At 40.7% G+C, this 14,189-nt stretch carries 15 protein-coding genes; 9 read left to right on the top strand and 6 right to left on the bottom strand.

Annotated features, from left to right (window positions below):
- Positions 1-160 precede the first annotated feature (160 nt).
- Both Q0C29_RS08785 and Q0C29_RS08780 read left to right on the top strand, forming a co-directional pair.
- Entirely contained in the window at positions 161-1,336 is a 1,176-nt protein-coding gene (locus Q0C29_RS08785) for a DUF1512 domain-containing protein (protein WP_292000285.1), read from the top strand.
- Between the two features lie 6 nt (positions 1,337-1,342).
- Entirely contained in the window at positions 1,343-1,636 is a 294-nt protein-coding gene (locus Q0C29_RS08780) for a hypothetical protein (RefSeq protein ID WP_292000284.1), read from the top strand.
- Here the strand turns inward: Q0C29_RS08780 and Q0C29_RS08775 are convergent.
- From Q0C29_RS08775 to Q0C29_RS08765, 3 genes are all read right to left on the bottom strand, one after another.
- On the bottom strand, positions 1,630-2,022 hold the full coding sequence (locus tag Q0C29_RS08775) for a 30S ribosomal protein S8 (protein WP_292000283.1): 393 nt from the start codon (positions 2,020-2,022) through the stop codon (positions 1,630-1,632). The genes Q0C29_RS08780 and Q0C29_RS08775 overlap by 7 nt on opposite strands.
- Before the next feature lie 67 nt (positions 2,023-2,089).
- Complete coding sequence (locus tag Q0C29_RS08770; protein ID WP_292000282.1) at positions 2,090-2,383, bottom strand: hypothetical protein; 294 nt, start codon at positions 2,381-2,383, stop codon at positions 2,090-2,092.
- A complete protein-coding gene (locus Q0C29_RS08765) occupies positions 2,361-2,954 on the bottom strand; it encodes a hypothetical protein (protein ID WP_292000281.1) in 594 nt (197 codons plus the stop codon). Before Q0C29_RS08765 ends, Q0C29_RS08770 begins: the two co-directional genes overlap by 23 nt.
- A 283-nt stretch (positions 2,955-3,237) precedes the next feature.
- On the opposite strand from Q0C29_RS08765, the gene Q0C29_RS08760 reads away from it, so the two are divergent.
- Together Q0C29_RS08760 and tuf are read left to right on the top strand one after the other, a co-directional pair.
- Positions 3,238-4,278, top strand: coding sequence for a glycosyltransferase family 4 protein (locus Q0C29_RS08760; RefSeq protein WP_292000280.1), 1,041 nt, complete (start codon positions 3,238-3,240; stop codon positions 4,276-4,278).
- Positions 4,279-4,484: 206 nt separating this feature from the next.
- A complete protein-coding gene (gene tuf / locus Q0C29_RS08755) occupies positions 4,485-5,822 on the top strand; it encodes a translation elongation factor EF-1 subunit alpha (RefSeq protein ID WP_292000279.1) in 1,338 nt (445 codons plus the stop codon).
- A gap of 237 nt (positions 5,823-6,059) precedes the next feature.
- Here the strand turns inward: tuf and Q0C29_RS08750 are convergent, their stop codons facing one another.
- Positions 6,060-7,115, bottom strand: a complete 1,056-nt coding sequence (locus Q0C29_RS08750) for an aldo/keto reductase (RefSeq protein ID WP_292000278.1) — start codon at positions 7,113-7,115, stop codon at positions 6,060-6,062.
- A gap of 78 nt (positions 7,116-7,193) precedes the next feature.
- On the opposite strand from Q0C29_RS08750, the gene Q0C29_RS08745 reads away from it, so the two are divergent.
- The 3 genes from Q0C29_RS08745 (at position 7,194) to Q0C29_RS08735 (ending at position 9,740) form a co-directional block, all read left to right on the top strand.
- Positions 7,194-7,928 (top strand): hypothetical protein, encoded by a 735-nt coding sequence (locus Q0C29_RS08745; RefSeq protein ID WP_292000277.1) that lies wholly within the window; start codon positions 7,194-7,196, stop codon positions 7,926-7,928.
- 194 nt (positions 7,929-8,122) lie between these two features.
- Complete coding sequence (psmA, locus tag Q0C29_RS08740) at positions 8,123-8,869, top strand: archaeal proteasome endopeptidase complex subunit alpha (protein WP_292000276.1); 747 nt, start codon at positions 8,123-8,125, stop codon at positions 8,867-8,869.
- A gap of 37 nt (positions 8,870-8,906) precedes the next feature.
- Complete coding sequence (locus Q0C29_RS08735) at positions 8,907-9,740, top strand: metallophosphoesterase (protein WP_292000275.1); 834 nt, start codon at positions 8,907-8,909, stop codon at positions 9,738-9,740.
- Between the two features lie 13 nt (positions 9,741-9,753).
- On the opposite strand, the gene hemB is transcribed toward Q0C29_RS08735, so the two are convergent.
- Positions 9,754-10,794, bottom strand: coding sequence for a porphobilinogen synthase (gene hemB / locus Q0C29_RS08730; protein ID WP_292000274.1), 1,041 nt, complete (start codon positions 10,792-10,794; stop codon positions 9,754-9,756).
- Positions 10,795-10,970: 176 nt separating this feature from the next.
- On the opposite strand from hemB, the gene Q0C29_RS08725 reads away from it, so the two are divergent.
- Positions 10,971-11,693 carry an exodeoxyribonuclease III gene (locus Q0C29_RS08725; protein ID WP_292000273.1) on the top strand — a complete coding sequence of 241 codons (723 nt, stop codon included), beginning with the start codon at positions 10,971-10,973 and terminating at the stop codon, positions 11,691-11,693.
- An 83-nt stretch (positions 11,694-11,776) separates the two neighbouring features.
- Positions 11,777-13,027, top strand: coding sequence for an NADP-dependent isocitrate dehydrogenase (locus Q0C29_RS08720; RefSeq protein ID WP_292000272.1), 1,251 nt, complete (start codon positions 11,777-11,779; stop codon positions 13,025-13,027).
- A gap of 60 nt (positions 13,028-13,087) precedes the next feature.
- On the opposite strand, the gene Q0C29_RS08715 is transcribed toward Q0C29_RS08720, so the two are convergent.
- Complete coding sequence (locus Q0C29_RS08715; RefSeq protein ID WP_292000271.1) at positions 13,088-14,116, bottom strand: hypothetical protein; 1,029 nt, start codon at positions 14,114-14,116, stop codon at positions 13,088-13,090.
- Between the last annotated feature and the right edge of the window lie 73 nt (positions 14,117-14,189).

Here is a 14,189-nt window from a genome sequence, read left to right as displayed (position 1 = left end):
ATGCCCTAAGTTTTTAACCTAAGTAGAAAACACCCTAAATCTTAAAAAGCGCCCTATGCATGATGATTATGCATTATGATATTGCACTGATTAATGAGGATGTGGGTTACTTGATTAAATACTGTGAAAACGTTTAATTACCCCACTACGTCTTTCGGGTGTGGTGTATACGTTGGTCGCCTTAGGCATACTTCAAGCGCTTCAAGTAAGCCCCATGGGTAGTCAAAGTACTCAACAATATCTACTATATAATATTATTCTTCTAATACTTTGGTTCGGGGTCTTTCCATGGTTTTACGAGACATTCCAACTATGGAGGTATCAATCACAGGTCAGTAGTTTCCTAAATAAGCTAAGACTCTCAATGAATAATAATATTACGCAGGTATTAGACTTCATATCAAGTAAGGTTAATGAGGATAAACGGCTAATAGAGGGTAGGATAAGGGACTTGATGGAAATGGTTATAATAGAACCAACCAGTATGGAGCCTGAGGGCTTAGTTAGGAAGTATAAGGCACTTATTAACTCCTATAATGATAGACTTGAGAAGGATGTCTCAAGGCTCATACCTGCTATAAGTAGTAGCAAGCCTATTATTCAGAACTTCACTAATGTTGTTGATGTATTAAGGGAGTTGAACTTCATATATAAGGTCATTGACCATTATTATAGGTTAGCCATGAAGTACAAGAGTTACTACCTGCTTATTCAATTGGCTGCGATATTACCATTACTGAAGGAGGAGATTGATGCATTAAATGGTTCAGTACCAGTTTTCCTAAAGGGGCAGCCAATTGGGGATTCAGCGGGCCCATTAACAGTCTTCAGATTTAAGAACCTATGCAGTGATTTGAAGCCAGTAAGTGATTCAGTTAAGGACACTTACATAGCATCATGCAACTTTAAGGGTAGGAAAATATACTTGGTTAAGGCCGAGGGACCTGGTGGAACAGTGGGGCATTTAGATGATGCGATAAGGTATATTTACGAGAACATTAATGCTAGGCCAAGGTTAATGATAACCATTGATGCTGCCTTAAAGCTGGAAGGCGAGGAAAGTGGTTCAATAGCGGAGGGGCTTGGTGTAGCAATGGGTGGTATTGGGGTTGAGAAGTTTAACATAGAGTCGATTGCAACCAAGTACGATACACCTATTTACGCAATTTTAGTGAAAATGAGCATGCCTGAGGCACTTAACGCAATGACGAAGGTCATAGATGAGGCCGTTAATAAGGTTGTTGAGAGGCTGGGTAAGGTGATTGACTCCTACTCAGAGCCTAATGATGAGGTCATAATAGTGGGTGTTGGTAACACAATTGGGGTTGCTCAGTGACCATTAATGTTGGTTAACATTGACTTATACACTATAATAATCCCCATACTAGTAACCGTTGCGCTTGCAGTGGCGTTGTTTTACGTTGTGGCAAGGGACTTAAGGAACATTACGTCAGCAGTGGTTGCTCGAAGAATGAGTGAGTACACTACTCTTAGATGCCCAACATGCGGTTACATTAAAGTTAGGGAGTTTAGACCTGGTGACTACGTTGGTAAGGTCGAAGAGGAGAAGTGCCCTAATGATGGGTCAAACTTAATGATAGTAGGCATCGGTAAGGAGACTTTGAGCAATCAGTAGACATACGCCACTAAAATGCCTCCAACTCTGTTTTCCCTAGCCTCCAAGTGGGATATAACGCCTTTAGATGTTGACAGTATTAATATGCCTACTTGCCTAGCTGGTAGGTACTTCTCCTCCCATTTCTGTAATTCATTAACCTTAACGTGGAATCTGGGCTTAATGGCACTAATATCATTTATCTTACCCAGTAATTGAACAACATACTTCCCACCCCTACCATCGTAGACGTATTCAAATTCACCAACGTAACCATACCTCTGCATGACTCTTAGTACATTACCGATCAGCTTTGATGATGGCCAAATAATAACCTGCCTATCACCCCTTGACTCCGCGTTCTTTATGCTCATTAGTGCGTTAGATAAGACATCTAGCATGACCATAGATCCTCAGCCCTAGCCCTCTATATAAGCGTTTCCGTACTATACATTCGACTTAAACCCCCATTGCCTAACACTCAAGCATGCTCAATGATTTAACCAATTCATTGAAACTGCTGTATGATGCAACCACTTCATCACCACATATTACTTCTATCCTCTCCACTGGGTATGTATCAATTACCACTTGTGGTGGCTTCTGGAATGCCCTACTCCACGGTATCTTTAATCCTTCAACATTAATTGCCTTAATTTCTCCATCAATCATTATGAGGTTCTTAATACCCTTAAACCTCACTAGTACCTTAATTCCCTTAGTTCTTGAGGCGTCTATCACTTGTTCAAGATCCCTTAGGTTCACCACCCTGCCTCACCTTCAGCCACCCTGCATCCCTCTGGGTAGGCTCTATTGTGAATGCCCTATAGTAAGTTAACGTCCCCTCTGAGCTTAATAGTGCTAGGATTAGCCTCATCCTATTCTTCTCCGCGTAATCAGTTAATTCAAGTAATTCAGTAGTCTTAATTCCTTTACCTTCATCAAGGATTTTAATCATGTACTGGGGGTTAGATGAGAGTGCGTTCTTTTTCTTATCCCAAACAAGCATATCTATTTTACCATCCCTAACAGGCTTAACGTATAAGCCCCTATTCCTTAAATCCAGGTAAACCACGAATCTCTCTAAGTCACCTGAGTGAAGCACGTCAGTTATTGAGGCTTGCTTCCCATCAACGTAAACCTTAAAGTCACCAACGTATATTAAGTAAGCTAACTCTATTGGGTCTATTTTATCTGGGTCAAGAGGCTTCTTATCACTTAACAGTAACCTAGATAAGTCATCCTCTATAGCGTAAAAATCCCCCACGCTCTTGACCTTAAGAATCTTAACGCTCTTCATTGCAAGCAGTAGGCTATCTATTAAGCCGGTTAAAAACATTTTTAATGGTCAGCGAAACCCAGTATAAATTGTCTAAGGGTAGGCATTGTTAATTTGTAATTGAAAGTTCCATTATTTATGGTTAATGGCTTAATATGGAGTGCGTTTTACCGCATTCCCTAAGATGGAGGTAAATTACCTAACACAATGATGCCGCGACCAAGTGTAGGAACCAGCGACCCCTGAAGGGGAATCCACGCCCTCTAAGACAAGGAGGATACCTTAAGCAGTATCTCCTCTTGATTCATTAATGCTTAATACCAGCTAATGCGGTGAGTGACTAATGAATGTGGCCATAGTTTACGATACCTTAAGTAGATGGGGTGGTCAGGAGCTAGTAACATATGCAATGGCTAAGGCTCTTCATGAAAGTGGATTTACAGTAGATATTGTTCTACTTTTCAATGGGGGAATAGACCGTAGGATTAGCGATATACCAGCACGTAGGATAGTAAGCGTGTTTGAGCATGATCCTAATTTACCCGTACGTGGATTAACTAGGAATATTATAACAGGTCTAATGAGCTTAGGATATGATCTAACAATAAACACTGTTTACCACGTTATGTTTTGGCCATTTGATATAGGTTACTTGAATAATCCAGGAACATACATGCCACCCTATAGGCTCAGGAGGAGGATTTTCCTAGAATTTAACAGAATCACATTACCTATCCTAGGGCCTAGGTTACTTCTAGCTAATTCAAAGTGGACCCTTAATCAATTACCCTATAGGCCAAAGCTAAGTGGCGTGCTTTATCCTCCAGTAATACCGCATGAATGTGGTTCAGTGCGTAAAGAGGACATGGTGATTACCGTAGGTAGGATAGCTACTGATAAGAGAATTACAGACGCCGTTAAAATAATGGAAGCTGTCTATGCACATTATCCTAAGGCTACGTTCTACATCATTGGACTACCTTACAATCAAGAATACTTTAGGTGCATTAGGAAGCAGGCTAAGCATATCGAATTCATACTTGATGCCAGTGAGGAAACTAAGTGGGATTACTTATGTAGAGCCAAGGTATTACTCCACACTGCATTTAATGAGCATTTCGGCCTTGTTGCAGCTGAGGCCCAGTATGCTGGGGTAGTGCCTGTTGTGCATAAGTCGGGTGGCTTATGGAGTGACATAGTTGAGTACGGTGAATTTGGGTTAGGGTACTTAAGCAGTAATGAGGCTGTTGAATCAATAATTAGGCTGCTGAGTAATGAGGAGTTGTTTAATGCCTACAGTATGAGGGTTAGGGAGCATTCAGTATTATTCACCTATAAGGCATTTAAAAGTAGGCTAATAAGCTACGTTAAGTCATTAATTTAACCTAAGTCCTGATGATTACCCTCTTAATCACAATAGGCAAGCTGTAAGGTACTTTAAGGATTAATAATTCACTCTATTTGGGAAATGAGGAGTGAGTTAGCCTTCAGCGAGGTATTATTAGGATTACGAGTAAGGGTTTGCGGTTTAAGCATACGTATTAAGGATCCGTTCAGTTAAATTTTTAAAGAGTAGATTAATGGCTTCTATTGATGAGCATAATAAAGAACCCTACTGAGAGTGCATTGAAGAAGCCTCACCTAAACCTAGCTATAATAGGGCATGTGGATCATGGTAAGTCAACATTAACAGGTAGGTTGCTGCTTGAAACAGGATATGTTGATGAGAAGGCCTTCGCTGAACTTGAGGCTGAGGCTAAGAAGTTAGGCAAGGAGGACTTCAAGTATGCTTGGATAATGGATAGGCTTAAGGAGGAGAGGGAGAGGGGTGTCACCATTGAGGCCATGCATGTGGGTTTCGAGACCCCCAAGTACTTCTTCACAATAATAGACCTACCTGGTCATAGGGACTTCGTGAAGAATATGATCGTAGGTGCAAGCCAGGCTGATGCCGCTCTACTAGTTGTCTCAGCAAGGCCAGGTGAGTTTGAGTCTGGTGTTGGTCCACAGGGGCAGACAAGGGAGCATCTGTTTCTGGCTTGGACACTTGGTATAAGGAATTTAATAGTTGCTGTTAATAAGATGGATGTTGTTAACTATGATCAAAAGAGGTACGAGCAAATAAGAGGTGAGTTAACTAAGATACTTAAGATACTTAGGTATGATGTTAATAAGGTACCCTTCATACCGGTGAGTGCAGTTAGGGGTGATAACATTAAGGCTAAGAGCAGTAACATGCCTTGGTATAATGGCCCAGTTCTATTAGAGGCCCTTGACTCAATTGAACCACCGCAGAGGCCAATTGATAAGCCACTTAGGTTACCTATACAGGATGTGTTCTCGATAACTGGTGCTGGCACTGTAATAACTGGTAGGGTTGAATCAGGCGTAGTTAAGGTAGGCGACACAATTGTAGCATTACCACCAGCCAAGGTCGGTGATGTGAGGAGTATTGAGACCCACCATATGAAGCTTGAGGAGGCTAAGGCAGGCGATAACGTGGGTATTAACGTTAGGGGTTTCGAGAGGCAGGATTTAAAGAGAGGTGACGTAGTCGGTCATTTAAGTAATCCACCAACCGTTGCCGAGGAGATAGTGGCCAGAATAGCTGTCTTAGAGCACCCAACCACAATAGGCATAGGGTACACCCCAGTCATGCATGTGCACACTGCTACCGTGCCAACCCAAATAATCGAATTAATATCAAGGTTAGATCCAGCCACTGGGCAAACAGTTGAGCAGAAGCCTCAATTCATAAAGAGGGGTGATGTAGCAATGGTTAGGCTTAAGCCGCTTAAGCCGGTGGTTGTTGAAAGGTTCTCAGACCTACCTGCCTTAGGTAGATTCTCACTTAGAGACATGGGCAGGACTGTGGCGGCTGGGCAAATAATAGAGATTAAGCCTGCTAAAGTTGAGATAAAGAGGTAATGAGTAGTATTCATTATTGTAGGGTGTTTTTTAAATTAAATAACTTAAATTATGACTTCTAACTTTCCCATGCCTAGATTAATTATAGTCATCATAAATGGGTAACTATAAAAATACAGGTATTTAACACCAGCTGGTGATTAGTGAGTAGGGGTGCTTCTGAGAGTGTGATGAATTGAACCCGGCATGACCCTTACTGTAAAGTATGTTTTAACTACTAAGTGACAATGAATTTAACTACTGGGTTAATTTAATTATCCTATCATACTTGATTTCCCAATTAACCCTAGCCATCTTGGAGATTTCATCTAATCTTTTCATCACATCGCTACTTAATGTAACATTAACGCTCCCTACATTATCCTCAAGTTGAGTTATACTTGTGGCACCTATTATTGGTACTATGGTAACCCCCATCTCCTCTGATTTCTTCAAAATCCACGCTAATGCTAATTGAGCGTCAGTGACCCCTAATTCCTTTGCTATTTCATGGAACTCCCTCATTGCTTTCAGCGTCTCTGGAGTTAAGTACCTCCACCGTATTTCATCAACGTAACTTGCCCTAGACATCTCAGGTATGCCGTTAAGATACTTGCCTGTTAACACCCCCTGAGCAAGAGGTATATAGGCCATTATGCCTAAACCGTACTTACTGGCCAACGGTACTTTATCCTTCTCTATGTCGCGTTCAATTAAGTTATAAGGCTCCTGCATGGCTATGAAAGGTAAGTGAATGCTCCTAGAGTACTCAACAATATACCGTATGTCATCAGGGTGGAAGTAACTTTCCCCAACATAGTGAACAAGGCCCTGGCTAACTAAGTCCTTTAATGTGTCCAAGGTTTCCTCAATTGGTGTAGATGGATCAGGCCTATGCATTAAGTATAAGTCTACGTAGCTTGTCCCTAGTCTCCTTAATGATTCCTTAATCTGCCACCTAATGTGCTTCCTAGACAACCCCTCCCCATTAGGCCAAGGAGCCATCCGTCCCCTAACCTTAGTAGTTATAACTAATGATTCCCTATCATAACCTCTTATTGCCTTACCCAGTATTCTCTCAGCATTACCAGCATGGATAGGGTCCGGTCCCTGCATAGTTCCATGATATATATTGGCTGTGTCTATGAAGTTGATTCCTAAGTCAATAGCCCTCTTAATTATCCTAATAGCCTCCTCCTCATCAACCTTATAGACACCATACTCATCCTTAACCCTAGAAGGAGGGAGATGCCATAAACCAAGGCATATTTCAGACACCTTTATTCCACTGTTACCGAACCTAACGTACTTCATACTTTAGCCCCTTACTTAAACCTTAATTAATTTAGTGTCCTCGAAACGCATAATAATTAGCTTAACTGGGCTTAGGTTATGGATGAGAGAGTGCTAGTGGGTGTGGTGATTGCAGTATTGGCTGTATCAGTATGCGTATTGGCTCAGGGTAACTATGAGAATTATACTAAGATAATTGAAGTTAACTACACTAGCCCAGTGGAGGTAGGGCAACCCACTAATATAACGGTGATAGTTGAGTATGCTCCTCCATGCCTTATAACAAGCCCTAACTCATGCATGTCAACAATAATGGTAGTATTAAGTAATGGATCCTTAACGCTTGGAAGTTTACCAATAAGTACTGCACCAGGTATACTTAGGTTCACGTTTCTTGTATCCTTACCCCATGTTGGTGTTAATAGGTTGAACGTAAGCCTTTACTATCTACTTAATGGATCCTGGGTACTTGTTGATGAAAGGACTGTGAACATAACTGTTGAGCCTCAGTTACGTACTAGTTCATATACCGTAACGGTATCGAATACGTCGTCATTAATCCCAAGACTAATTAACAAGACAATCACCGTAACTGAAACCTCAATTATAACTGAAACAGTAACCACGGTTAGTACAGTGAGTAGTGTCATTTACTCAACATCGTATAGCACCCTATTAACCACAGTTACGGCAACGGTTACAGTCAATAAAGTTAGCATTGTAGGCTATAATGCAGAGTTAATTAACCTATCACTGATTTTATCAATAGTATCACTGATTCTAACGGCAGCTGCACTGCTTGTACTTACTAGATATTTAATAGTTAGAAAGTAAGCTACCTAATTAACTTTATCATTTGTGCTTAGCGTTCATTATTCATTAATGTTCATAAGCCCATTAAAGTTACTATCTAAGCCATTCTAAGGCATATTAATCCATACTAATGGGCTTACTGATGGTGACCTAGATTAGGATAGCTGTGAACTATTAGTTAAAGGTTAAAAACACAGGGCAACTAGGTTTTCAGTATGTTTAGTCCACAGATGGCTGGATATGATCGGGCTATAACGATATTTAGCCCAGAGGGTGAATTATACCAGGTTAGGTATGCTGGTGAGGCAGTTAAGAGGGGGTGGGCTACTGTTGGCTTAAAATGTTCTGATGGTGTTGTACTTGCTGCTGAAAAAAGGAAACTGGGGCCATTAATAGATCTTAATTCAATAGAGAAGGTGTATATGATTGATACCCATATTGGTGCTGCTTCAGCAGGATTACTCTCAGACGCTAGGATCCTGATAGATTACGCTAGGGAACAGGCCCAAGTATATAGGCTTCTCTATGATGAGCAGGCTGATGTCGAGTACATAACTAAGAGGATTAGTGACCTGGAGCAAGCCTACACTCAACATGGTGGTGTTAGACCCTTCGGTATAGCATTAATAATAGGGGGTGTTGATAAGAATGGTCCAAGGCTTTACCAAACAGACCCAAGTGGAATATACTTTGGCTACTACGCAACAGCATTAGGAAGTGGCTCATCTTTAATACTTGAATACCTTGAGAAGAACTATAAATATGAGATGGATATTAATTCATGCGTTAAGTTAACCATTAAGTCACTAAGCCTAGTGGCAGAGAGCCTTGAGTCTGACAGATTTGAAATTGGAGTTATTGATGCTAAGACCAAGTCCTTCAGGAAACTAACCGCTGAGGAACTGAAGAAGTTAATTGAGGAGGCTAAGAACGAGGGGCTGCCTCAGAGACCAAGCGCGTAATCTTATTAAAGTAATTAGGAATTAAGGCTAAGTAACAATGACTAATAGGAGTCATTTTAAAGAACTAGTGGATAAGGCATTAGATAGGTTAAGTGAATTAGATACCTTAGTTAAGATTAATTCAGATAAGGTGGTGATATTGGGTGACCTACACGGTGACTTAGATTCCCTAGAGAAGGTGATTAACGATTACCCACCCGGCGACTGGTTCTACATAGGTTTAGGGGATTATGTTGATAGGGGGGAATATCAGGTTGAGACCCTTGAGGGTGTCCTCAAGTTATTCCTGCAGGGAAGCATGATACCGTTAAGGGGTAATCATGAATCATATGTTATGAATGAGGTCTATGGTTTCATGGATGAAGCATTACCACTACTTGGCCAAGGCTTATTGAATACGATAATGCATGAATTATTCCCAGCATTACCTTACGCGGCTTTATTGAATGATAAGATACTTCTCCTACATGGTGGTTTAGCTAAGGGCCTAGAAACCATTAATGATATACTTAAGTTAAGTAAACATGATGATGAGCCAAGTAACCCAATGGCCTTTCAAATTCTTTGGAATGACCCAAGTGATGAGGTTAAGGGATTTGTAGATAGCCCTAGGGGAATTGGCGCCTACCTATTTGGTCCTGATGTTACAAGGGATTTCATTAAAAGGAATAACATTAACCTCATAGTGAGGGGCCATAGTTACATAACTGAGGGATACTGGAAGTTCCATGATGGCAAAGTAATCTCATTATTCACATCATCATCAGGCCCTTATAGTTTAAGTAAACCGAAGGTAATGTTACTATCAGGGAACATACTTAAGGTAATTGATGTTAATAGTAAGAAGGTTACTGATACTATTACCTTATAGTTAAGTATAATAGCTAGAAGTTGTTCTCAATTTCAGTAATCCACCTTGAAGCGTCCTTAGCGTAGTAGGTTATTATCACGTTGGCGCCAGCCCTCCTAATAGCTATTAATGACTCTAGCACAGCCATCTTCTCATTAAGCCAACCATTTAATGCAGCGGCCTTAATCATTGAGTATTCACCACTCACTTGATAGGCGGCTAAGGGTACTTCAGGAAAGTTTTGCTTAACTAGCCTGATTACGTCAAGGTAAGGCATTGCTGGCTTAACCATAACTATGTCAGCCCCCTCCTCAAGATCCATTGAAACCTCCTTAATAGCCTCATAAGCGTTCCTGGGATCCATCTGGTAACTGCGTCTATCACCAAACTTAGGTGCACTATCAGCAGCCTCCCTGAAGGGGCCATAGAACGTGCTTGCGTACTTGGAGCTATAGCTCATTATCACTACGTCACTGAACCCATTATTGTCAAGTGCCTCCCTTATAGCCTTAACCTGCCCGTCCATCATACCTGAAGGGGCTACTACATCAGCCCCAGCTTCAGCGTAGTTGACTGCAATCTTAGCGTAAATGCCTATTGTAGCATCATTATCAACAACGTATTTAGGCTGCTTAGCGTATTGAAGTTCAGGCGGATCCTTAAATTCAACTACACCACAGTGCCCATGCTCAGTATAGTCGCATAGGCATACATCAGTCATGAGTATTATTGAGTCGCCAAAGGTATCCTTAAGCATTTTTAACGCCATGGGTACTGGTCCCTTCTTATCGTATGCTAAGGAGCCTACGGCATCCTTATGCTTAGTTACACCAAATAGTAAAAATGCCCTAACCCCAGATTCCACAGCATCGTCAACTGCCTTAATTAGCTCGTCCCCAATAGGATACCTGTACTGCCCAGGCATTGAGTTTATCTGCTCAATAGGTCCCTCATCCTTAATGAACAATGGCCAAACAAGATTACTGGAGGATAATGAGGTCTCAGAAACCATGTTCCTAATAATTCTACTACTCCTAAGCCTCCTTGGTCTTGTAGTTGGGAACCTATAGTACATTAAGTCATGGGACTGAGCCCTGGGATAAATACCTTTTTCACTTAAGGATCTCCATCTGCTTTACCATCAATTACAAAGAGTATGCCCCTAAGTGGAATTAATTCCTCAATTACATTGTTTAATTTCAACAGTAGTGCACAAAAAGAGCCTTAACTTAATATTCCGGGGTGTTTCATGTGAAGTTAATATCATGGAATGTTAATGGTGTTAGGAGCCTATCAAGGAAGGGTGCGTTAAGGGTGATTAACGACTTCGACGTTGCCTTACTTCAGGAAATCAAATCAAGCGACTTACCTTTAGACTTACTATCTATGGGTTTCGAGATTTATGGATTCCCAGCGGTGAGGAAAGGATACAGTGGAGTGTTAACATTAAGTAGAGTTAAGCCTATTAATGTGATTAAGGGAATTGGGGTAAGGGACTTTGATGATGAGGGTAGGGTTATATCAATTGAGCTCTCTGACTTCTACTTAATTAACGCATACTTCCCAAGGGCTGGTGATAACCTTAATAGGCTCCCATTTAAGTTAGCTTTCAATAGGAGTATTGAGAGTTTCGTATTAAACTTAAGACAAAGGAAACCAGTAATCATTTGCGGTGACTTTAACGCAGTATATGCTAGGCAGGACTCAAGCTTCTGGAATGAGAATCAACCAGGCTTATCACCACCAGAGAGACAGTGGTTAAGTGAATTCATTAGGAAGGGATTCATTGATACATTTAGGTTAATCCACCCTAATGAGGTTAAGTACTCGTGGAGGAGTTATAGGAATAAAAGTATGGCAATGAGGATAGATTACTGTTTTGTTTCAAGTGAATTAATTGAGAGGGTTATTGATGCGGATATCCTCAATATTGAGGGCTCCGACCATTATCCAATTCTTCTAGTGGTTAAGTAACCTAGGTGCTATTTCATTTAATGATTTTAAACATGCCCTAATCCAGAGTAAGACTTAAAACATTAGACTTAGAGCTAGGGTTGATGCCTATTCAGTATAAACCACCTGAGGATGGGGAACCAATAGTGATAAGGAATGCCGTGTTTGAAAAGGTTCCAAATAAGCCTATAGTCCTCTACATACTTGGTGATGGAATAGGACCAGAGATAGTTAGTGTAGCCATGGAGGTTGCTAATAAGGCGGTTGAACTAGCCTACGGTTCATCAAGACAAATAAAGTGGATGGAGGTTTACGCCGGTGAGAAGGCTGAGAAGCTTACCGGTAGTAGGTTACCTCAAGAGACCATTGATGCCCTTCAGAAGTATAGGGTAGTGTTAAAGGGCCCGCTGGAAACCCCAGTTGGCGGTGGTTGGAGGTCTATAAACGTGGCGATTAGGCTCCTACTGGATACCTACGCCAATGTTAGGCCTATTAAGTATGTTCAGGGTATTGAATCACCATTGAAGAATCCTGAGAGGATTGATTGGGTTATAGTCAGGGAGAACACTGATGACTTATATAAGGGGCTTGAGTGGACTTGGGATAGCCCTGAAGCGGCTAAGTTAAGGAAGTTCCTTAGGGAGGAACTTAAGGTTGAGGTTGATGAGGACTGCGGAATTGGTATTAAGCCGATAAGCCGTTGGAGGACCCAGAGGGTTGCCAGGTTTGCCTTTAGGTTTGCGTTAAATAATAAGAGGAGGTCAGTAACCATAATGCATAAGGGTAATGTAATGAAGTACACGGAGGGTGCTTTCAGGGAATGGGCCTATGAAGTCGCCTTAAAGGAGTTCAGAGATTACATTATAACTGAGGATGAGGCCAATAAGCTTTACGGTGGTAAGGTACCAGCTGGAAAGATACTTGTGAATGATAGGATGGCTGATAACATGTTTGCCCAACTTGTCACTAGACCTGAATCCTATGACGTGGTCCTAGCCCCAAACGTTAATGGTGATTACATAAGTGAACTAGCAGCATCATTAATGGGTAATGTTGGTATGATTGGGGCTGCTAATGTCGGTGACACAGCAGTAATGGTTGAGGCAATGCATGGAACAGCACCCAAGTACGCGGGTAAGAATGTTGCTAACCCAACCAGTGAAATCAGGGCTATTGAACTTCTCCTAAGGTTCATGAATTGGAGTGAAGCAGCTAACTTACTTGATAAGGCTATTACTGAGGCTATAAGGCAGAAAAAGGTTACACAAGATATAGCCAGGTACATGGGTGTTACACCACTTGGCACTAAGGAGTATGGAAAGGCATTAATGGAGATCATGGAAACCATTAAGTAGGCACTATTAATCCTACTCTTGTTGATAGGTTAAAATTAAATTTAATTACAATTACATGATTTAAACAGTTAATTCATCACTTAACCTACTCCACTCGTTTAAAATCACTGCAATTAAATTCTCCTTAATATTACCAAGTATCTTAGATAATTCATGAAGCGAATTCAAGTCATTGTTTATGTATAATAAACTTAGCTTATACATGTAGTCGTAAATCAGGGGACCTAGTGCCTTAATGAGTTCAATACTGTGACCACTTAATATATCATCAGATATCGCTGGGTTAAATGCCAGATAGTTAACTTGAGCATCATCGAGAAAGCCATGGTCGTAAATGTAGATTCTCGCCAGTTCAGCCAACACTGCATTATAGTAACTAGACTTAGATGGTAAACTAGTTATTATGTTACTTAGTGCATTCTTCAGTAGCTGAGGGTTCATAGCCAGTACTCTCCTTGATACATTAAATACTAGGTGTATGGGGTAATTAACCTTATATCTATTAATAAGGGAACTAATGAAGATTACAGCCATTGCGTCGCTTTTACTGGTTATATTCAAATACTCTACAAGTGCATTGGGTAATGCGGACATGTAAAGCATTAGCGAATTAATAGTACTTCTCCTTATCAAGCCCTGCGCCCTCTTGTATAAGTAATGCCTAACCATCCCCCTAGTTATCTTTATGGTATGTTTCAATGAATAGATCATTTTACTGTAGGGTAAGTTACTATGGTTAGTGACCCTACTATACCATTCGGCAATATCATCCTTATACGTATACTCATAATTCTTAATCAAATTAACTGTGTTTTCAGCCTTCTTAACCACATAGACTGGATTTATTATTGAAATTAAGGAAACACGCCTTAAATCACCAATAATATTGCCCACTTCCTCCTCACTTATAGCGTTAAGCAGATTATTAATGAGTGCTTTCTTGAAGGGTTCATCATTAATCAATGATGCTAATGATATTGAAGAATTGATGTAACGATTAGCTAGTAGACTTGAACCTATGTATAAGTCAAGGAATAGTGATGGAGCGTGCATATATAACGTTACCTGTGAAGGATTGTCACTCCCCATAGTTACTCCACACTTATATGTTTATAACATTTATTTAATATAGGGTACATTATTTAGTAGCATTACCCTACAT

The sequence above is a fragment of the Caldivirga sp. genome, from assembly GCF_023256255.1.
Lineage (GTDB): Archaea > Thermoproteota > Thermoprotei > Thermoproteales > Thermocladiaceae > Caldivirga.
Note: the sequence above shows the minus strand (reverse complement) of the source record. Positions and strands in the feature narration are given on the sequence as shown.

Coding starts and splice junctions, on each gene's coding strand:
- hemB (WP_292000274.1), bottom strand. CDS start 10,794: ATGTACTATAGGTTCCCAACTACAAGACCAAGGAGGCTTAGGAGTAGT.
- Q0C29_RS08765 (WP_292000281.1), bottom strand. CDS start 2,954: ATGTTTTTAACCGGCTTAATAGATAGCCTACTGCTTGCAATGAAGAGC.
- Q0C29_RS08780 (WP_292000284.1), top strand. CDS start 1,343: ATGTTGGTTAACATTGACTTATACACTATAATAATCCCCATACTAGTA.
- Q0C29_RS08720 (WP_292000272.1), top strand. CDS start 11,777: ATGCCTATTCAGTATAAACCACCTGAGGATGGGGAACCAATAGTGATA.
- Q0C29_RS08775 (WP_292000283.1), bottom strand. CDS start 2,022: ATGGTCATGCTAGATGTCTTATCTAACGCACTAATGAGCATAAAGAAC.
- Q0C29_RS08745 (WP_292000277.1), top strand. CDS start 7,194: ATGGATGAGAGAGTGCTAGTGGGTGTGGTGATTGCAGTATTGGCTGTA.
- psmA (WP_292000276.1), top strand. CDS start 8,123: ATGTTTAGTCCACAGATGGCTGGATATGATCGGGCTATAACGATATTT.
- Q0C29_RS08760 (WP_292000280.1), top strand. CDS start 3,238: ATGAATGTGGCCATAGTTTACGATACCTTAAGTAGATGGGGTGGTCAG.
- Q0C29_RS08750 (WP_292000278.1), bottom strand. CDS start 7,115: ATGAAGTACGTTAGGTTCGGTAACAGTGGAATAAAGGTGTCTGAAATA.
- Q0C29_RS08735 (WP_292000275.1), top strand. CDS start 8,907: ATGACTAATAGGAGTCATTTTAAAGAACTAGTGGATAAGGCATTAGAT.
- Q0C29_RS08715 (WP_292000271.1), bottom strand. CDS start 14,116: ATGGGGAGTGACAATCCTTCACAGGTAACGTTATATATGCACGCTCCA.